General features: G+C 55.4%; 19 protein-coding genes. 16 read left to right on the top strand and 3 right to left on the bottom strand.

Annotation, left to right across the window (positions count from 1 at the left end; all coding sequences use genetic code 11):
* Window positions 1-94 precede the first annotated feature (94 nt).
* The gene (locus tag FZ041_RS05395) at window positions 95-466 is read left to right on the top strand and encodes a hypothetical protein (protein WP_149188821.1); all 372 of its coding nucleotides are present in this window, start codon (window positions 95-97) and stop codon (window positions 464-466) included.
* A gap of 120 nt (window positions 467-586) precedes the next feature.
* Here the strand turns inward: FZ041_RS05395 and FZ041_RS05390 are convergent, their stop codons facing one another.
* From FZ041_RS05390 to FZ041_RS05380, 3 genes are all read right to left on the bottom strand, one after another.
* A complete protein-coding gene (locus FZ041_RS05390) occupies window positions 587-1015 on the bottom strand; it encodes an FKBP-type peptidyl-prolyl cis-trans isomerase (protein WP_149188820.1) in 429 nt (142 codons plus the stop codon).
* Between the two features lie 82 nt (window positions 1016-1097).
* A complete protein-coding gene (locus tag FZ041_RS05385) occupies window positions 1098-2270 on the bottom strand; it encodes a MalY/PatB family protein (RefSeq protein WP_149188819.1) in 1173 nt (390 codons plus the stop codon).
* A gap of 23 nt (window positions 2271-2293) precedes the next feature.
* Window positions 2294-3433 carry a trans-sulfuration enzyme family protein gene (locus FZ041_RS05380; RefSeq protein WP_149188818.1) on the bottom strand — a complete coding sequence of 380 codons (1140 nt, stop codon included), beginning with the start codon at window positions 3431-3433 and terminating at the stop codon, window positions 2294-2296.
* Between the two features lie 247 nt (window positions 3434-3680).
* Here FZ041_RS05380 and FZ041_RS05375 point away from each other — a divergent pair, with 247 nt between their 5' ends.
* The 15 genes from FZ041_RS05375 to FZ041_RS05305 all read left to right on the top strand — a co-directional run bounded on the left by FZ041_RS05375 (window position 3681) and on the right by FZ041_RS05305 (window position 18665).
* A complete protein-coding gene (locus tag FZ041_RS05375) occupies window positions 3681-4679 on the top strand; it encodes a uroporphyrinogen decarboxylase family protein (protein ID WP_149188817.1) in 999 nt (332 codons plus the stop codon).
* 53 nt (window positions 4680-4732) lie between these two features.
* Entirely contained in the window at window positions 4733-5587 is an 855-nt protein-coding gene (locus tag FZ041_RS05370; RefSeq protein WP_149188858.1) for a transporter substrate-binding domain-containing protein, read from the top strand.
* Between the two features lie 24 nt (window positions 5588-5611).
* Window positions 5612-6400: an amino acid ABC transporter permease gene (locus tag FZ041_RS05365; RefSeq protein ID WP_149188816.1), complete on the top strand. Its 789-nt coding sequence runs from the start codon at window positions 5612-5614 to the stop codon at window positions 6398-6400.
* A complete protein-coding gene (locus FZ041_RS05360) occupies window positions 6384-7091 on the top strand; it encodes an amino acid ABC transporter permease (RefSeq protein ID WP_075444983.1) in 708 nt (235 codons plus the stop codon). Before FZ041_RS05365 ends, FZ041_RS05360 begins: the two co-directional genes overlap by 17 nt.
* 18 nt (window positions 7092-7109) lie before the next feature.
* Entirely contained in the window at window positions 7110-7877 is a 768-nt protein-coding gene (locus FZ041_RS05355) for an amino acid ABC transporter ATP-binding protein (RefSeq protein WP_075428290.1), read from the top strand.
* Window positions 7878-7894: 17 nt separating this feature from the next.
* A complete protein-coding gene (locus FZ041_RS05350; protein WP_149188815.1) occupies window positions 7895-8632 on the top strand; it encodes an SDR family NAD(P)-dependent oxidoreductase in 738 nt (245 codons plus the stop codon).
* Between the two features lie 148 nt (window positions 8633-8780).
* Window positions 8781-9401 carry a peptidase C39 gene (locus FZ041_RS05345; RefSeq protein WP_075428288.1) on the top strand — a complete coding sequence of 207 codons (621 nt, stop codon included), beginning with the start codon at window positions 8781-8783 and terminating at the stop codon, window positions 9399-9401.
* Window positions 9402-9587: 186 nt separating this feature from the next.
* Complete coding sequence (locus FZ041_RS05340) at window positions 9588-10610, top strand: FecCD family ABC transporter permease (protein WP_255449264.1); 1023 nt, start codon at window positions 9588-9590, stop codon at window positions 10608-10610.
* An 11-nt stretch (window positions 10611-10621) separates the two neighbouring features.
* Window positions 10622-11398, top strand: a complete 777-nt coding sequence (locus FZ041_RS05335; protein WP_222931139.1) for an ABC transporter ATP-binding protein — start codon at window positions 10622-10624, stop codon at window positions 11396-11398.
* On the top strand, window positions 11395-12369 hold the full coding sequence (locus FZ041_RS05330) for an ABC transporter substrate-binding protein (RefSeq protein WP_149188813.1): 975 nt from the start codon (window positions 11395-11397) through the stop codon (window positions 12367-12369). Before FZ041_RS05335 ends, FZ041_RS05330 begins: the two co-directional genes overlap by 4 nt.
* A 38-nt stretch (window positions 12370-12407) precedes the next feature.
* Window positions 12408-14330: a TonB-dependent receptor plug domain-containing protein gene (locus tag FZ041_RS05325; RefSeq protein ID WP_149188812.1), complete on the top strand. Its 1923-nt coding sequence runs from the start codon at window positions 12408-12410 to the stop codon at window positions 14328-14330.
* A 25-nt stretch (window positions 14331-14355) separates the two neighbouring features.
* Complete coding sequence (locus tag FZ041_RS05320; RefSeq protein WP_149188811.1) at window positions 14356-15021, top strand: MotA/TolQ/ExbB proton channel family protein; 666 nt, start codon at window positions 14356-14358, stop codon at window positions 15019-15021.
* The gene (locus FZ041_RS05315; protein WP_149188810.1) at window positions 15018-15437 is read left to right on the top strand and encodes an ExbD/TolR family protein; all 420 of its coding nucleotides are present in this window, start codon (window positions 15018-15020) and stop codon (window positions 15435-15437) included. Before FZ041_RS05320 ends, FZ041_RS05315 begins: the two co-directional genes overlap by 4 nt.
* Window positions 15427-16200 carry a TonB family protein gene (locus FZ041_RS05310; protein ID WP_187626317.1) on the top strand — a complete coding sequence of 258 codons (774 nt, stop codon included), beginning with the start codon at window positions 15427-15429 and terminating at the stop codon, window positions 16198-16200. Before FZ041_RS05315 ends, FZ041_RS05310 begins: the two co-directional genes overlap by 11 nt.
* A 263-nt stretch (window positions 16201-16463) precedes the next feature.
* On the top strand, window positions 16464-18665 hold the full coding sequence (locus tag FZ041_RS05305) for a SpoIIE family protein phosphatase (RefSeq protein ID WP_149188808.1): 2202 nt from the start codon (window positions 16464-16466) through the stop codon (window positions 18663-18665).
* Window positions 18666-18755: the final 90 nt, after the last annotated feature.

Here is an 18755-nt window from a genome sequence, read left to right as displayed (position 1 = left end):
TTTTTTTTTATCAAATTATTAGGTGCCTTATATAAACTTTTAACGAAACGCGACGATAATATAAGTGTAGGTTGTTTGTGGTGCAGGAAAGGAGGTGGAGCGGATGAGTATCCAGGCGGTAAATGCGGCCAGCAGAATGCAGTATGGAGAGCAGCCGGAAAGGCCGGCAGCGTATGTCCGGAAGACGGCACAACCTGCATCCTTTAGCGAAATCTTGGAAAGTCTGACAAGTGCGCCGGCTGCAAGTGATAGCAGTGTTGCGACAGTGACGGTTACCAAGGTTTTGCCTGACGGTTCGTTAGTTCTCGTCAAGATGCAGGGGAACCAGGTGATTTCCCAGTCGAAGCTGAGCGGTGCCAGTGTCCAGATGCAGCAAAATATGCTGGGGTCTTCAGGTGTACTTCCGCAGGAGTATCTGGCGAAAAGTACGTCTGCGGCGGGCTCTCTGTTCAGTGCGTCGATTTGATGAGAGGATTTGTCGATTGATGGCTATAGGATGGATGGATCGGGATAATGGAATATCATAAGAAAAGAAAGCGGCCCACATCATGATGGATGTGAGCCGCTTTCTTTTCTTATGTTTTTCTTATGCTTCGACTTCGACAAGCTCAATCATGAAATTGAGCTCTTTGCCTGCCATTTCATGGTTGGCATCAAAGGTAATCGTTGTAGCGGTTTTTTCCGTTACAGTCACGGGAACCGGCTGGCCCAGCGAGTTCTGCAGGGCAACGCGCTGGCCGACCTCCAAGCCCTCGGAACCTGGCAGCTGGCTGATTTCCATCGTGACGATGTTTTCCTCCGACGGCATGCCATAGGCTTCTTCCGGCTGCAGGTGGATGTCCTTGGTCTCGCCGACCGCCATATCTTTGACGGCTTCGTCGAAGCCTTTGATCATCATGCCGGCACCGCAGACAAACTCGAGCGGTTCACCACGGTCATAGGACGAATCGAATTTCGTGCCATCGTTGAGCGTGCCGGTGTAGTGTACTTTGACTTTTTTATTTTCGTTGCTCATGAATATGCTCCTATCGTAAAAGGTTTGTAAAACTTTATCAGTATAGCATATTTCGGCAGAGTTTGCCATGGATAGATGGCTGTCAGGGGCGGAAGGCGCTGGCCAGCTGCTCGAGTCCTTGCTTTAGCGTATGCCAGGGGCAGGCGATGTTGATGCGCTGGAATCCTTGGCCGGCAGGGCCGAAGATATGGCCGCTGTCGAGCCAGAGCTTGGCTTTATGGATGATCCGTTCATCCAGCTCGTCATCGGTAAGGCCGTAGGCGGAAAAATCCAGCCAAAGCAAATAGGTGCCTTCGGGCTCAATCAAGCGTACCTGTGGAAGTTCCTGCTGTAGGTACGCTTTTGTTTTTTGGTAGTTGCTTTCCAGATATGTGCGCAATTCGCAGAGCCATTCTTCGCCATGGGCATAGGCGGCTTGGGCGGCGAAGAGTCCCAGGCTGTTTGGCTGGCTGTAGCCGGCTGCGGCCAGTTCATGCTTGAATTTCCGGCGCAGCGAGGCGTTTTCGATGAAGATGTTCGATAGCTGCAGGCCCGCAAGGTTGAAGGTCTTGCTCGGGGCGGTACAGGTAATGACACGCTGGGCGATTTGGGGAGACAGCGATGCGAGTACGGTATGTTTGTAACCAGGCCGGACGAACTCGTGATGGATTTCGTCGGCCACGATGAGCACATCGTGCCGCTCGCAAATATCTGCCAGGCGCAGGAGTTCCTCACGGCTCCAGACGCGGCCCACTGGATTGTGCGGGCTGCAGAGCAGGAAGAGCTTGACGTTTCCGGTGACAATCTTTTCCTCGAAGTCGGCAAAATCGATGACATAGTGTCCGTCCTGTTCTTTGAGCGGGCTGTTGACAAGCCGGCGGCCGTTGTCGGTGATGGATTCCGTGAAGGGATAATAGACCGGCTGCTGGATGAGGACGCCGTCGCCAGGCTGGGTGAAGGCACGGATGGCCGTGCAGAGCGCGAAGACAACACCCGGTGTTATGACGAGGGCCTCCGCAGAGGGCGTCCAGTCATGGTGCGAGCGGAACCAGTCGATCAGAACGTCCTTGTAGGCTGCCTTCGGGTCAGTGTAGCCAAAGATGCCATGCGCTACGCGGCGCGAGAGTTCATCAAGGACAGGCTGCGGCGCACGGAAATCCATGTCGGCAACCCAGAAGGGCAGGATGTCCTGGGGATAGCCGCGTTCGGCGGCAAAATCGTATTTGAGGCAGGAGGTGCCACGGCGGTCGATGATTTCGTCAAAGTTGGTGGGCATGGGAAACGCTCCTTTCTGCGGAATCAGTCTTGCAGGGCTTGGTCAAGGTCGGTGATGATGTCGTCAGCCTCCTCGATGCCGACGGACAGCCGCAGCAGACGGTCGTCAAGGCCGGTGCGGGCCAGAAGCTCTGCGGGCATCTCGGCATGGGTCTGGGCCAGCGGATAGGTCAGCAGCGTCTCCACGCCGCCGAGGCTTTCGGCAAAGCAGATGAGGTGCAGCTTTCCAAGGGCTTTTTTGGCCAGATCGGCAGACTTGACCTTGAAGGAGATCATGCTGCCGTTGCCCGAGGCCTGACATCGCTGCAATCCGTAACCAGGATGGCTGGGAAGGCCTACATAATAAACGTCGGTGACAGCCGGATGGGTTTGCAGCCACTGGGCGATCTTCAAGGCATTTTCAGACTGGCGCTCGACGCGCAGGCCCAGCGTCTTGATGCTGCGCAGCAGCAGCCAGGAATCCAGCGGGGGAAGATTCGGCCCCTCGGATTTGATGAAGAGCTCCAGCTGCTGGGCGTAATCGGCCTGCGCATCGCGGACGACGAGGATGCCGGCGATGATGTCGTTGTGGCCGCAGAGGTATTTTGTGGCGCTGTGCAATACGATATCGGCACCAAGCGTCAGCGGCTTCTGGAAATGCGGCGACAGGAAGGTGTTGTCGACGATGAGCAGGGCCTCGTGGTCATGGGCCAGCTTTGCCAGTGCTTGGATATCACTGATGCGCATCATGGGATTGGAGGGCGTTTCGATAAATATGCCTTTAGTAGCCGGCTTTATATGGGCGGCGGTCAGTTCGAGATCGGCCGTATCTACATATTCGAATTGGATGTTGTAGCGTGTGTAGATGTCGTTAGCCAGACGGACGGTGCCACCATAAAGGTCCTCGGATAGCAGGACATGGTCGCCGGGCCGGAAGAGGTGCAGGACCATATTGATGGCAGCCATGCCGGAGGACAGCGCCCAGCTGCGCTCGCCACGCTCCAGCAGCGCCATGGTCTTCTCGAGCTCGTCGCGGGTCGGATTGGCGACGCGGCCATAATCGTAGCCGGTACTCTGCTGGAACGCAGGATGGCGATAAGTCGCAGATGTATAGATGGGGGCACTGATAGCACCCGTGGAATCGAATGTATGTGTACCGTGAACTTCGAGCGAAAAGTCGTGCATAGGAATTCCTCCTTGTATAGGTATATCATATTTCTTTGGTATGTTAAATATGATATACGGAAAGCATGTTGCTGTCAATGTTTTTTCGTTTATATATATATATTAGTTAGATTTTGCCAGTGGAAAAATAAGTTTACAAAATTACAAATACATACTTGACATATATGATAATTTGAATTATGATAGCTACAACGATTAGATAAAACATACATGTTAACTATGAAATATAAGACAGAGGTGGATGTTTATGACAATCAACAGAAAACAACTGGTACTCGATGCTTTAGATGGAAAAGGCGTGGAACGGATCCCGTCAGGATTCTGGTTTCACTTTCTTGATGATGAGATTGGTTCGGATGCCTTTGCTCATCCAGAACTGAGTCAGAAGGTACTGGCAAAACAGATTGAGTATATCGATTCGTTCCGGCCCGATTACGTCAAGATCATGACGGATGGTTTCTTCCATTACAATCATCCACAGGTTGCGGCGGCTCAGCGTGTAGAAGACCTCAAGGATCTGCAGCCGCTGGCAGAGGATGATCCCTGGTTCACCCGGCAGATTGAGTATGCGCGGCAGCTGGTGCAGCGCTACGGTGATGAGATTGCATTGTTCTACAATGTCTTTGGTGCCAACACAACATTTCGTTTCATGCAGTCCCATTGGGAGAAGGGCGAAGAGAAACTCGTTTCCTTTATCCGCGAAGACAAAGAAACGGTCCGTGAGGCCTTCGATGTGATCTCTTCCGATTTGGCGAAATTGGCCAAACGGCTAATCACGGAGGCACATGTTACAGGTATCTATTTCAGCGTGCAGAACCTGCTCGGCGATGGCATTACCCGTGAAATCTACGAGGATGTGCTGGCACCGGGCGAGAAGAAGATCCTGGCGGCAGCGAACAGCGCCAGTGACTACAATATCCTGCATGTCTGCGGCTATGCCGGTCACCACAACCGTCTCGAGTGGTATGAGGACTACGAGGTCAAGGCCGTCAACTGGGCGGTTTCCGTTGAGCATGTATCATTGGAAGAAGGCCAGCAGATCTTCGACGGTCGCACGGTCATCGGCGGGTTTGGCAACCTTACTTCCGATGTGCTCTATCGCGGCAGCAAAGAGGAAATCCAGCAGGAAACGCGCCGGCTCATCGCCAAGGCTGGCCGCCGCGGCGTTATCCTCGGGGCTGACTGCACGGTGCCAAGAGATATTGATTGGCAGCATCTGGAATGGGTGCGCGAAGCCGCTGTCTGATGCAGGGCAGCTGTTGTGGATTGGATGATAGTTTTTGATAGGAGGAATTCATGATGAATATTCGCAAGATAGGGAAACTTATTACGGCAGGTCTTTTGGCAGGTGTGCTTACGGTGGCTGCTGGCTGCGGCGGCAACAAAGCGGCAGAGAAACCGGCCGATGGCAAGAAGGTCATCACCGTGGCGCATACCAACTATTATGTACCGTATGATTATGTCAATGAACAGGGAGAGTCGGATGGCTTTGAGGTCGCAGTCATGAAGGAAGTGGCCAAGAAACTGCCGCAGTATGAATTCAAATTCGTACCGACGTCCGATGATGATCTGCTCATCGGTGTGGAGTCTGGCAAGTATAACGTGGGGACGAAGGGCATTTGGATTACGGATGCGCGCAAGAAAAAATATGTATTCCCGAAAAACAATATCGGTGCCAGCGTAATTGGACTGGTCATCCGCAAAGATACGGCCAATGAGATCAAGGACTTGTCGTCCTTTGCACAGTTCAGCGGCAAGCTCGTACCGATTGCGCCGCAGGATGCACGCTACATGGTCATCGATTCGTACAACAAAGAGCATCAGGATAAGCCCATCAAGCTCGTCTCGTCGGAGGCTTTCCAGATCGCCGATGCCTATAGCTGGGTAATGGAAGGCCGCTACGATGGCTATCTGGAGGTAGAGCTCAGCTATAAGAATAACATCCAGAAAGAGGATGCACCGTATCATCAGTTCGACGATAAGCTGACGTATATCCGTTATAAGGGCATTCCGACGTATCCAATCTTCAACAAGAATGAGCAGCAGTTTGCCGATGAATACGATAAGGCCATTGAGGAGCTGCGCAGTGAAGGCAAGATTGCTGAGTTGGAGCAGAAGTATTTCGGGGAAAGCTTGTCTTCCTATCTGAAATAATCGAGACAGAAAGAAGGGGTTGCCATGGATACCAGAGCTTTTGATCCGGTCATGATTTTTACGGTCATGCCGGATCTGCTGGAATATCTTGATGTAACGCTGCTGGTAGGCGCTGGCAGTATCATAGGGGGATCGCTGCTGGGGATGCTGCTGGCCTGGGCGAAAATAGGCGGCACGCGCGGATTGCGCTGGCTGGCGCAGGGGTACACTTATGTCATGCGGTGCACACCGTCCATCGTCCTGCTGTTCATCGTGTTCTATGGGCTGCCTCAACTGATGGATGCACTGTTCTCATATAATATCAATCAGATGAATCGGGCGGTATTTGCTATTCTCACATTTGTGCTACTGTTTGGTGCCTATATATCGGAGGTGTTCCGGTCAGCATATCTGGCTGTACCACAGGGACAGTACGAGGCTGCGGTGAGCATCGGCATCCCGCCGATAAAGGCCTTTTTCCTGGTTATGCTGCCTCAGGCGGCCGTGGTTGCCCTGCCGAACTTTGCCAACTCGACCATCAATCTGTTGAAGGAAGGGGCGCTGGCTTATACCATCGGTTTGATTGACATGATAGGACAGGGGAATCTTATCATTGCTCAGAATTTCGGGGCCTATGGTATTGAGGTCTACACAGCCTGCATGCTGATCTATTGGGGGATGACTTTGCTGCTGGAACGAGTCTTTGACTGGCTGGAAGCACGTCTGGATAAGGGGCAGACGCTGGCTATCCGCAGCAAAGACGCGACGGGGAAAGAGAAGAATGGTTGGAAAGAGTGGCTGAAAGGAGGGGAAGCGCATGGAATTGGATTATGAGTTCATGGCCAGGACCTTTGGCGAAGTCTGGAAGGGGGCAGGTGTGACCTTGTCCTTGACGGCGCTGTCTCTGCTGCTGGCCTTCCTGCCGGCCTTCTATCTGGCAGTCTTGAGGATTCGGGGGAACTCCTCGAGCAGCCGGCTGGCGGCGCTTTATGTTTCCTTTGTGCGCGGTACGCCAATCATCCTGCAGATCCTGCTGCTATACAGTCTGTTGCCGAGCCTTATCCATGCGGTGCTCAAAGCGGCTGGTAGCAGCATCAACATTTTTGAGACAATCGATCCGTTCTGGTATGCAGTGGTTGTATTTGCTTTAAATACGACAGCCCTGCTGACGGAGGTCTTTCGCTCGGCACTGCTGAGTATACCGAAGGGGCAGCTTGAAGCAGGCCTGTCGATAGGCCTTTCGGAAGTCCAGACATATTTGCGCGTGATCATTCCGCAGGCACTGGTGGTGGCTCTGCCAGCTATCTGCAATATCACGGTCAATCTGATAAAGGGAACATCGCTTGCCTTCCTGATGACGGTCAAGGATGTCATGGCATTGGGCAAGATTGCAGCTTCGTATGGGTATAACTATATCGAAGCGTATCTGGATGTATTTCTGGTGTATCTGGTACTTTGCACGCTTGTCCAGTGGTCGTACCATTTTGCTGAGCGTCGTTTGGGAGCATTCCGCGGGAATGCATGATAGAAAGTGGGTGGTTGCATGTTGATGCAGATTCGTGGTGTACGTAAATCCTTTCAAGATAATACAGTCCTTCGTGATGTGAATATGGATCTGGACCGCGGCGATGTGGTCGTTATCCTGGGGCCTTCTGGCTCGGGCAAAACGACGTTTCTTCGCTGTCTCAATTTCCTTGAGCAGGCTGATGCGGGGAGCATGGAGCTTGATGGGGTAAAACTTGACTTGTCAAAAGCGTCCTCCAAAGAGATTGCTGGAGTGCGCAAGAAGACGGCTTTTGTGTTCCAGAATTACAATCTCTTTGCCAATAAGACGGCGCTAGAGAATGTGACACTGGGGCTCACGGCAGGTCGTGGCATGGGGAAGGATGAAGCGCGGGAAATCGGTCTGCGCGCCTTGCGCAAGGTCGGTTTAGCCGAGCGGGCGGATTACTATCCGGCCCAGCTTTCCGGCGGACAGCAGCAGCGCGTGGGAATCGCGCGGGCGATTGCGGTTCGCCCGGATGTGGTCCTTTTCGATGAGCCGACTTCAGCGCTTGATCCGGAGCTGGTGGGCGAGGTGCTGCAGGTCATGCGGAGCCTGGCTGAGGAAGGCATGACCATGATAGTGGTCACGCACGAGATGAAATTTGCCCGCGATGTAGCGTCACATGTCATTTTCATGGCTGATGGTGTGGTCGTGGAAGAGGGAACGAGTGAAGAGTTCTTTACGAATCCGCAGCAGGAAAGGACCAAGAAATTCCTCAAGCGGATACTACCGGAAACATATGAAGATCCGGCTGTGCGAATTTAAGGGAAGAAGGCTTTGTTATGAGTTTGTCAGGAAAGACCGCACTGGTAAGCGGGGGAAATCGCGGCATTGGCCGGGCCATCGTGGAACGGTTGGCCCGCGAGGGAAGTAAAGTATTGTTCCTGGGCCGCAATGAAAGGGAAAACCGGCAGGTGGAGGCAGAAATCAACCGCCTTTATCCAGACGCTGTCCGTGGCTTTGCTGTAGACGTTGCCGATGAGGCGGCGGTCAATGACTGGTTCGCCGCGGTAGCGGAGCAATATGACTCGCTCGATATCCTCGTGAATAATGCTGGTATCTGTCAGCTCAGCAAGAGTTTCACGGAAGTCTCCGATGCTGACTGGGCGGCAACGCTTGGTGTCAATCTTTATGGTGTGATTCATTTGACACGTCAAATCATACCACGGATGAAGAATGCGCATGGCGGCAAGATCGTTCATGTGGCTTCCTTGGCGGCAGAGGTGGGCGGTATTGCTACCGCTGCCGATTATGTCGGCAGCAAAGCGGCGGTGATTGGCCTTACAAAATCGCTGGCGCGGGAGCTGGCTCCGTATCAGATCAATGTGAATGCAGTCGCTCCAGGATTCGTGCGCACGCAGATGACCGAAGCGATGGCTGTGGACGAGTCAATCATCCCACTGGGGCGTATGGCAGAACCTGAGGATATTGCGAGCGCGGTATATTTCCTGGTATCGGAAGAGTCCCGTTGCATCACAGGAACTACCCTTGATATCAATGGTGGCCTTTTTATGAAATGAACATGTCGTCAGAACCGGGCAGCGAGGAAGCGTCCCGGTTTTTTGTCCAGCTATTGACACTGGCAGAGGCTATGGGTAAGATGGAGATTGTATCATTGCGATTGAAAAAGGTCAGGGATTTCCATGGCTGTAAGAAAGGGTCTGTTTTATGAAAAATCCGTTGCGCTATCAGATTTCTGAATACGATTGCGGCCCGACTTCGCTGTTGAATGCGTTGAGCTTTCTGTTCGAGCGGGAGGAGATATCGCCGGAGCTTATCCGCAACATCATGCTGTATTCCTTGGACTGCTACGAACGCGGCGGTGTGCTCGGCCAGCGGGGGACCTCGCGCATGGCCATGATGTTCCTGTCCAACTGGCTTGATGGTGTGGGCAAGACCGGCGTCCTGCCGATCGAGAGCCGGTATCTGGCGGGAAAAGACGTTTATATGGGGGAGAACAGTCTCGTCGTCGATGCCCTGCGCCGTCAAGGGGCAGCTGTGGTGCGCTTGAATCTGGATGGCGACCACTATGTGCTGCTGACAGGCGTAGACGGAGAGCGGATCTATCTGTTCGACCCGTATCTGCTGGAGCAGGCGCTGGCTGACAAGTCAATCGAATCCACGGAAGCACATCCGAAAGCCTACAACCGTATCGTGCCCTTTGCGTATTTTAACCGTGAAGAACAGGGGTTATATGCACTGGGCCCTGCCGAGGAGCGTGAGGCGGTGCTGTTCTTCAACCAGAATACGAAGCTTACCGCCGAGAAGACCATCGAGTACTTCATCTGATGGCACAGAGGAGAAAACAACATAGGCAGATGACTGAGCAGCGGTCAGGAAAAAACATGTAGTTGGTTACGAACATGATTTTTTCTGGCCGCTGTTTTTGTTGTTCCTGTAATTGACAGATTATGATTATCAATATATGATGATAATCATTACTGCGTAGACATAAAAAGAAAGGATATGAATGATTTGCGTTGGTTATATTGGACTGTGGGGATTGCTGGGGTGATTTTCACTGCGGGGCTTGCTGTCTCGGTGGGGGTTGTGGCGATTCCCTGGTCAGAGACAGTGTCGGTGCTGGCTGGGACCATAGGGCTGCCAGTGGAGGCAGCGGTTCCTCAGGGGCATTACGATATCATCTGGGAATTGAGAATGCCGCGGGTCATGCTGGCGGCCTTGGCGGGAGCCGGGCTGGCACTTTGTGGCATGGTCATGCAGGCGCTGGTACAGAATCCGCTGGCTGAGCCGTATATCCTGGGGGTAGCCTCGGGGGCCTCGCTGGGAGCTGTCATGGTCATTATGCTGGGGGGGAGTGCTTTCCTTGCTGGCATGGGGGTATCGGCAGGGGCTTTTGCCGGTGCGGTGGCAGCGACTGTCATTGTTGTGCTGTTGGCGGGGAGAGAGCAGAGCGCCGCAGCGGTACGGCTGATTTTGGCTGGTGCAGTGGTAAGTGCCTTATTTTCAGCACTGGCTAATCTGGTGGTGTATCTAGCCAATGATGCAGAAGGGATGCGCAGTGCAGCGTTCTGGACGATGGGCTCGCTGGCAGGCGCGCGCTGGGATAATCTGTGGCTGCCGGGGATGGCAGTGCTGGCAGGCGGCGTGTTCTTTGCCTTGCGTCTGCGTGAGCTCAATGCGATGCTGCTCGGCGAAGAAACGGCAATCACGTTGGGCGTGGACTTGACGCATGAGCGCCGTAAATATCTGGTCCTTACGGCATTGCTTACAGGAATCATTGTTTCGGCCTGTGGGATTTTCGGATTTGTTGGTCTCATTGTTCCGCATGGTGTGCGGATGCTTTTGGGGGCAGATCATCGCCGTGTATTGCCAGGCGTGATGCTGGCCGGGGCAATCTTTTTGATGCTGGTTGATATGCTTTGCCGTGTGTTGCTGCCAAGCGGCGAGTTGCCGATTGGAATCGTGACCGCACTGGTGGGAGCGCCGCTCTTTATGCGGCTGTTATTCCGGGCGGATGGCGGGCTGCGTTGCTGAAAGGGGCGTATATGCTGGATTTAGAAATAAAAGATCTATCGTTTTCGCTGCGGGGAAAAGAAATCCTGCAGGATATTTCGCTGGCGGTGAAACGCGGGGAGTTTGTGGGCATCATCGGCCCTAATGGTAGTGGGAAGTCGACACTGCTCAAGCATGTGTATCGTGTCCTGCAGCCGCAGCGGGGCGAAATCGTCCTGCTTGGGCGGCGGCTGGCGGATATGCCGCTGGCGGTGTCGGCACAGCAGATGGCTGTCGTGGGCCAGTTCCATACGGTGGCCTTTGACTTTTCGGTTTACGATATGGTGATGATGGGGCGGATTCCCCAGCAGCGCCATGGCGGCAGGATAACCCGGCAGGACAAGGCGGCGGTTGAGCGGGCCCTGCAGCTGGTGGGCATGGACGGTATGGCCAGCCGCCGCTTCCAGTCCTTGTCGGGCGGGGAGCAGCAGCGGGTGGTGATGGCCCGGGCGCTGGCACAGGAGCCGCGCTTCCTGCTGCTGGATGAACCGACGAACCATTTGGATATCCGCTACCAGATGCAGCTGCTGGAGCTGGCGGCCGGCTTGGACATCGGTGTCCTGGCGGTGCTGCATGATCTGAATCTGGCGGCTATGTACTGCCAGCGTTTATATGTCCTGAAGGGCGGGCGGCTCACTGCCGCGGGAGAGCCGCGGGAGATATTGACACCAGAGCTCGTGCGGCAGGTATATGGGGTGACCTGCGAAGTGCTCCGTGGGCAGGCAGAGCGGCCTGTCATCGTATTTGGCCGGGAGGCCGTGGTGATATGAGGAGGTACCTGCTGGTTTTATTGACAGGCCTCAGCGTGTTCTTCGCCGGCTGCGGCCGGGACGGTGAGCAGGCAGCGGCTGGCCAGGTGATTCAGAATTTTGACGCAAATGGCTATGCCCGCCGGACGGTGCTGCATGGTGTACCGCAGCGCGTGCTCATCTTATATCCTGGGGCAGCGGAGGCCATGCTGGAGCTGGGGCTTGATGAACATATCCTGCAGACCGTCGGGGCCTATGGCAGTGAGCCGCCGGAGCTGGAAGCCCGCTTTGCGGAGCTTCCCAAGGTGAGAGCTGCCTTTGTGCCGGCCCAGGAGGAGGTATTCGCCCTGCAGCCGGATCTCATCATCGGCTGGGCGCATAATTTCTCGTCACAGGAGCTGGGGGAAGCACAGACCTGGCAGACGCGGGGAATCGGTGCGTATATCGTGCCGGCGACGCTGCCGGGCCGCTCGCTGACGCTGGAGGATGCGGTCTATCCGTTCCTGCGGGATCTGGGGCAGATGTTTGGCGTCGAGCAGCGCGCGGAGGCGTATATCGCCTCATGCCGCCGCCAAGAAGAAAGGGCGATGAGCCAGGTAGCGGACTTGCCGGTGGCAACCGCTGTGGTCCTGCAGGATCATGGCCGCTCGACGTATTCGCTCTACGATGCCAGCTATCTGATCGACGATGTGCTCGCAAAGGCTGGCTTTGCGAATCTGGTGCGCCGCAAGACTTCCATGGTCGGCCCCGAGCGGATATTGGCTTATGATCCGGATTATCTGGTCTATGTCTCGCTGCCAGGAAAGGATGGCAGCGACCTCAGCGAGGAAGACGCGCTGGGTCTGGTCAACGCGAATCCGGATCTTAAGCGTCTGCGGGCGGTGCAGCAGGGACATGTCATCGTCATCCCGTTTGCAGAGGTGAACAGCGGCAATGGCCGTGCAATTGATGCGCTAAATCGCCTGGTGACAGGCAGAATTAGAAATAGATAAAAATCTTCTACGATTTGCAGAAAGGATTTAGGAACTGTATGAAAAAGTATTCGGAGAAAAAATTGCTGGCGGCATTGGTCTGTGGAGCCATTTCGCTGGGCGGAGCAAATTATGCGGCGGCTGAGCAGGCTGCAGATGCTCCGTTGGAGGAATTCTCGCTCGATGATTATGTGGTGACGGCCAATCGCATGAAGGTGCGGGAGAAGGCCGTGGCGGCAGATGTCACGGTGGTGACGGCTGAGGAGATTGCGAAGGGGAATTTCGCGACGGTGACGGATGCTCTGCGGGATAAGGGCGTCAACGTCAAGACGAATACGACGGGCAGCTATGTCGAACTCAATGGTGACAGCCGCGTGCTGCTGATGGTGAATGGACGCCGTACCAACTGGAATCATGGGCCGCTGATCAGTGGCGTGAATACGGGCCTTGTCGATCTTGATTCGTTCCAGATCGACGACATCGAGCGCATCGAAGTGGTGCATGGCCCGAACTCCTCCCTTTATGGCAATGCAGCCATGGGCGGTGCCATCAATATCATCACGAAGCGTCCCGAGCCGGGGCAGCATCTGAAGGTGCGCAGTGAGGTCGGCACGCAGGGGCAGTTCCGCGGTGCCCTACGGGTGGAAGGTGGCGACGACAATGTCACCTACGCGCTGTCCGCGAGCCGCGAGGTACGCGGGGATATTGAGTACAATTCCCCGGATCGTGGCAGCCTGACCATCCCCGACACGGGGATGAACCGCACCAGTGAGGCGCTGACGCTGGACAAGAAATTCAAGAATGGCGATCTGCTGAGCTTTGCGTTTGAGAACACCGATGCCAATAAGAGCTCGGCCATCTATGTGGCCAACCCCAATACGGCAGTGCCTGTATACCGGAATGCCCGGACGGAGGAGACGGTCCGTTCGCTGGCGCTGACGTATACCTGGGCACCGCGCTGGGAGAACGCGCCGCAGGATTTCCTGCGCATCTATCAGAATCAGGAAACGATCGATGGCCGCATGAGCGCTGCTTATACGGACGATCTGCGGGCGCTGGGCGCAGAGTATCAGAAGAACTGGCGGCTTGGCGATAAGAATACGCTCATCAGCGGTGTGTCCTACAATCATGAGAATATCCAGGAGGAGAATGACGGCAGCCTTGACCGTTCGGCGGCAACGACTTCTTTATATATGGAAGACAACTGGCAGTTTGATAAGGGCTGGCTGCTGAATTTCGGCACCCGGTGGGAGAACCACAGCGATTTCGGTGCGGATTTCACTTCGCATATCGGCTTGAACAAGGAGCTCTCGCAGGCAACGAATGCCTACATTTCCTGGGGGCAGGCCGTCAACAATCCTACCTTGAAGATGCGCTATGCCAACACCCTGTATTGGGAGGGGAATCCAAATCTCAAGCAGGAGAAATCGGAGACGGTGACGGTCGGCGTCAAGTCGAAACTGTCGGCGGCTACGGATCTGGATCTCAGCATGTATTACAGCAAGGTGGACGATGCCCTGGACTGGATCTATACCGACAAGACGCGGTATTACAATGTTGCCGATGAGACGCGGCGTGGCCTGGACATCAACCTGCGTCATCGCTTCTCGCCGCAGTGGGCGCTGCGCCTTGGCTATGCCTACGCTCAGGTGGAGGAAAGCGGTACGACCTGGAATAACCTGTATCGCAAGAATAACCAGCCCAACCGCTATCTGCTGGGGCTGGGATACCAGCAGGACAAATGGGATGCCGAGGCGACCCTGCAGCATGTGTCTGGCCGCGTGGTCGGGGCGAATGCGTTCCTGGACAGCCAGTATACGACGCTGGATATGGTCGTCAACTATCGGTGCTCGGCGGCTACGAAACTGTATCTCAAGGGCTATAACCTGACCAATGCAAGCTACGAGTCCATTGCGGCAAGTGCTGGCTATTACATGGCGCCGGGGCGCAGCGTGGTCTTTGGTATTCAGCATGCGTTTTGATGATGATGGATTGTGAGGTTCGTATATGGAATATATTGCAACGGGGATAGAATTCTTCCAGAAGGGCGGCGCAGTTATGTATGTGCTCGTGCTTTGCTCGCTGCTGGTGGCAGCGATTGGCGTGGAACGCGCCCTTTACTATCGGCAGGCAGATTCCGGCCGGGAGTTTGCGCGCCGGTTCAGCCAGGAAATGGCGTCTGGCCGTTTCGGTGAGGCGGCCAGCCTTGCCAAGGCGGCCTCCGGCGCACTGGCATCCGTACTGTGGACTGCCATGCATAAGCCAAGCGATGCGCAGGCTGCGCATCATATGGAACTGCAGACGGGAATCGAGCTATCCAGGTTCCGCCAGCGGCTCTATTATCTCAGTGTCATCGTGACGATGGCACCGCTTTTGGGGCTGCTGGGAACCATCAGCGGCATGATTTCGTCCTTCAGTGTGTTCAATGTCACGGCGGGTCAGGCGACGGCTATCACCGGCGGTGTCGGTGAGGCGCTCATCGCTACGGCCATGGGGCTCTGCGTGGCGATCGCCGCTCTGACCGTCCATGCGTATTTTACCCAGCGGGTGGAAAATATCGTCACGGACATGGAGCTCTGCTGCTCGCTGGTTGAGGAGCATCGGGCGGAGCTGCTGGCGGCTGCGGAGGATGCCCAGGATGGCAGCTATGTGCTGGAAGGCGGCGCATTATGAGGCTCAGGGATAGACGGGCCGGTTCGCAGCCTGAAGTCATGATCATTCCGATGATTGACATCATGTTTTTCCTGCTGGTGTTTTTCATGATGAGTACACTGTACATGGTCAATCTGAAGACCGTCGATGTGGAGATGCCCAAGGCACAGCATGCAGAGACGCAGATGAATGTGAACTATCTGGTCACGCTGAAGCAGGATGGCTCGTTGTGGCTCGAAGATAAGCCGGTGGCCGAGCAGGATCTGCTGGAGCGGGCCAAGCAGGAATACAAGCGCAATCCGCACTTTGCCGTTGTGGTACGGGCTGACCAGAATATCGACTATGGTCTGGTGGTCGCCCTGCTGGATAAGCTGCGCGGCGCGGGGATTGCCCGGTTCGGGCTGGCGGCTGAGCCGGGAGGCACCCATGGAGAGTAACAGAAGGCATAAGGCCATAGCCTGGGGCATTTCCGTGGTGATCCATCTGCTGTTGTTTGCCGTGGTGGCTTTGACGGGCCTGTTTGCCAAGCTGTCGTCAGATTCCGATAAGGTGCTGGATGTCACGCTCTACGAGCTGGAGACGGCAGCGGCCGGCGGCGCTGAGGCTGCGGGAGCTGAAAGCGGTGGAAATGCGGAGTCTGCGGCTGGCGATGCTATGGCCGTCACCGTGGAGGAGGCGGTATTGGATCAGTCTGCTGCCGTGGTACGCGCGGTCGAAGAGAAGGCCGCAGCGAAAGCGGAGAGCACGCAGGCTGCCCGGCAGGAAAGCGGCAGTGGGGAGAAGGGGAAGGAATCCAGCCAGACTGGCAGCGGAATGGCAGGGCAAGAAAAGGGAAGCAAAGAAGGGACTGGGATAGGAGAAGGTCAGGAAACGGGAGCAGGCAGTGGCGACAGGGATGATGCCGCTGCCGGGCGCCCCGCTGTGCCGCCGCAGCTTGTCGCTGGTGCGGCGCCTGCATATCCGGAAGGCCTGCGCCGGCAAGGGATAGAGGGGGCGGTGCGCGTGCGCGTGGTCGTTGGCCGGGACGGCAGTGTGGAAAGCGCGGCGGTGACATCGTCTTCGGGGTACGAGGAGATGGATGCTGCTGCCGTGGCGGCTGCGTACCGCTATCGCTTCGCAGCGGCGCGCAACAGCTATGGCGACCCCGTGCGCTGTGCGGTCGGACAGACCGTGCAATTCCGTTTGGATGGAGCAGGATAATGCGTCCGGCTTGGCGAATTAAACAACAGAAATCGTTGACGATTCCGTTGCCAAGCAGAAGGATAGGACGCCTTCCCCATGAACATAATGAGGGATAAGAATGAGGACTGTTGTATGTTGGGAAAGGCATATGACAGTCCTTTTTTGTGCAGGCGGCGTCAGCGCAGCTGTTTCCGCTGCTTGAAGACGAGGACTCGTCCGCGCAGCAGGAACTGGACATTTGCTGGCTGGAAGATCTGTCTCTTAAAAGGGGAGCTGCGAGTATGAGAAATTTTTGGGAAAAACTGTTGTATCGGTTCATGCGGAAGAACCGCAGGAACATCCTGGATAAAATGGTACGCATCGTACTGGGAAGCAATCTGGCGGCAGTGCTCATTTTAGGAGGGATCGCACTCTATGGCATGAGCTTTGCGCTCAGGCAGGCACAGGATATGGGGGAGAGCCTGGGGGAGAATTCCTATGAGAACAGTTCGAGATTGCTGATAAGCCAGCGGCAGGAAGAGCTGGTACATATCGCCCAGGACAATGCGGCTATCATCAATCACAGGATGCTGGACATTTCCCGGAGTGTGCAGGGCGTGGCCAGGGAGGCCGAAGAAATCGAGCGCTATCCGCAGCGGTTCCTGCCACAGGAGGTGAATATCCCGACGCCTGCCAATTACCGCAGCCTGTATCTTTATCTCCAGTATGGGCCGGAGGTTTCGCCGGAGGCTTATCAGAAGCATATCTCCATGATGGCCAATATCGGGGATCTGCTGGCCCGGACGATAGAGAGCAATGACATGGCCGAATCGGTATTCATCACCGCCAAGGATAACTTCACCTTGTCTGTGGATGCCCCACGGGTGCTGGCCGAGGATAAGTCAGATATTCCCAAGCCGCACTATGATGCAGTCGGCAGCGACTGGTACAAGCGGGCAGCTGGCAAGGATGGTCTGGTTTTTACTCCGGTCAGGCGGTTCATGTTCAACAAGAAGCTGGGGATGTTCTGCTCGGTGCCTTATTATGGGGCGGATGGCAGGCTGGCTGGCGTGGCCTGCATGCAGACCTCGCTGGACAATCTGCGCCATATCCTGAAGGAAACCAACCTGCACGATGAGGGCTTCTGCTTCGTGACGGACAACCGGGGATACGTCATCCTGTCTTCCCAGGAGAATGCTGCTGGTAAGGAGCGGGAACTGGAGGTGAATATCCAGAACGACCTCCGGCAGTCGGATAATGCGACGCTGGCGCTGACCATCCGGGAGATGGTGGCCGGAGGGAATGGCGTGCGGCAGACGCAGGTGGATGGCAAGGACTACTACATCGCCTTTGCGCCTATCGAAAGCACGGGCTGGAGCTTTGCGGCCGCCTTTGCCGCTGACGATGTCATCGCTCCGGCGCTACAGAACAAGGCCGGCATTGCCCAGGTCACCAAAGAGAAAACCTCCCTCATGCAGCAGAAGATGTCGCTCATCATATTCCTGATGGTGGTGTTCATCGCTGTCCTGCTGGTGGTGTTCGTTTACAGTGGCAGGAAACTTTCCCGGCAGTTCGTGGCACCTATCCACGAATTGGCAGATGGTGTAAGGGAGATCACCAGCGGCAATCTCAGCAAGAAGGTGGAGATCCGCACAGGGGATGAGATCGAGCATCTGGCAGTCTGTTTCAATGCCATGACCGATGAGCTGCAGACCTATATGAAGAATCTCACCGCAGCCACGGCCGAGAAGGAGCGCATAGCCACGGAACTTTCCGTTGCCAGAGACATCCAGCTGGGCGCCCTGCCGCAGGAATTCCTGCAGGACAAGAAAAGCATCCAGCTTTATGCGGCCATGTTTGCCGCCAAGGAAGTGGGTGGAGATTTCTATGACTTTTATATGCTGGACGAGAATCATCTGGTGCTGGCGATGGCTGATGTATCGGGCAAGGGGGTGCCTGCGGCCCTGTTCATGATGCGGGCTAAGACGACGCTGAAGAATCTGGTGCTTATGGCAAGGGTACCCGATGATTTCGCCGCGGTCATGACACTGGCCAACCAGGAGCTTTGCCAGGACAATGAGGAAATGATGTTTGTCACCGTCTTCCTGGCCCAGCTGGATCTCACGACGGGTGAGCTCATCTACGTGAATGGTGGCCACAATCCGCCGCTGGTCAGCCATGACGGCCGTTACAGCTATATCCGGGAGGAGCGGAGACAGCCGGCCCTGGGTGCACTGGAAGAGGCAGCTTACGAGGCCCACAGGCTGCGGCTGGCGCCGGGGGAGAAGCTCTTCCTGTATACCGATGGGGTGACGGAAGCCATGGACACGCAGAAGCGCTTCTACTCAGAGGAACGTCTGCAGCAGACGCTGGACCGTATCGATCGTGAGGCCGATGTGCAGGAGATCCTGACAGCGGTCAGACACGATATAGCTGTCCATGCAGAGGGGGCGGAGCAGTCCGACGATATTACCATGCTGGGGCTGATGTACTGTGGGAAATAAGGGCTGGCAGGCATAGGAAGGATTTGCCTGTCGACAAGATCTGGATAATAGAGTTATAATATAGAAAGAATGTTGAGACATAAATTGTGT

Source organism: Pseudoselenomonas caprae, assembly GCF_008271345.1.
Classification (GTDB): Bacteria; Bacillota; Negativicutes; order Selenomonadales; family Selenomonadaceae; genus Selenomonas_A; species Selenomonas_A caprae.
This window is presented reverse-complemented; position numbering and strand designations above follow the sequence as displayed.

Bases quoted from the DNA above. Each gene is read 5' to 3' on its own strand.
- FZ041_RS05390 (WP_149188820.1), bottom strand. From the start codon at position 1,015: ATGAGCAACGAAAATAAAAAAGTCAAAGTACACTACACCGGCACGCTC.
- FZ041_RS05385 (WP_149188819.1), bottom strand. From the start codon at position 2,270: ATGCCCACCAACTTTGACGAAATCATCGACCGCCGTGGCACCTCCTGC.
- FZ041_RS05380 (WP_149188818.1), bottom strand. From the start codon at position 3,433: ATGCACGACTTTTCGCTCGAAGTTCACGGTACACATACATTCGATTCC.
- FZ041_RS05375 (WP_149188817.1), top strand. From the start codon at position 3,681: ATGACAATCAACAGAAAACAACTGGTACTCGATGCTTTAGATGGAAAA.
- FZ041_RS05370 (WP_149188858.1), top strand. From the start codon at position 4,733: ATGAATATTCGCAAGATAGGGAAACTTATTACGGCAGGTCTTTTGGCA.
- FZ041_RS05365 (WP_149188816.1), top strand. From the start codon at position 5,612: ATGGATACCAGAGCTTTTGATCCGGTCATGATTTTTACGGTCATGCCG.
- FZ041_RS05360 (WP_075444983.1), top strand. From the start codon at position 6,384: ATGGAATTGGATTATGAGTTCATGGCCAGGACCTTTGGCGAAGTCTGG.
- FZ041_RS05355 (WP_075428290.1), top strand. From the start codon at position 7,110: ATGTTGATGCAGATTCGTGGTGTACGTAAATCCTTTCAAGATAATACA.
- FZ041_RS05350 (WP_149188815.1), top strand. From the start codon at position 7,895: ATGAGTTTGTCAGGAAAGACCGCACTGGTAAGCGGGGGAAATCGCGGC.
- FZ041_RS05345 (WP_075428288.1), top strand. From the start codon at position 8,781: ATGAAAAATCCGTTGCGCTATCAGATTTCTGAATACGATTGCGGCCCG.
- FZ041_RS05335 (WP_222931139.1), top strand. From the start codon at position 10,622: ATGCTGGATTTAGAAATAAAAGATCTATCGTTTTCGCTGCGGGGAAAA.
- FZ041_RS05330 (WP_149188813.1), top strand. From the start codon at position 11,395: ATGAGGAGGTACCTGCTGGTTTTATTGACAGGCCTCAGCGTGTTCTTC.
- FZ041_RS05325 (WP_149188812.1), top strand. From the start codon at position 12,408: ATGAAAAAGTATTCGGAGAAAAAATTGCTGGCGGCATTGGTCTGTGGA.
- FZ041_RS05320 (WP_149188811.1), top strand. From the start codon at position 14,356: ATGGAATATATTGCAACGGGGATAGAATTCTTCCAGAAGGGCGGCGCA.
- FZ041_RS05315 (WP_149188810.1), top strand. From the start codon at position 15,018: ATGAGGCTCAGGGATAGACGGGCCGGTTCGCAGCCTGAAGTCATGATC.
- FZ041_RS05310 (WP_187626317.1), top strand. From the start codon at position 15,427: ATGGAGAGTAACAGAAGGCATAAGGCCATAGCCTGGGGCATTTCCGTG.
- FZ041_RS05305 (WP_149188808.1), top strand. From the start codon at position 16,464: ATGAGAAATTTTTGGGAAAAACTGTTGTATCGGTTCATGCGGAAGAAC.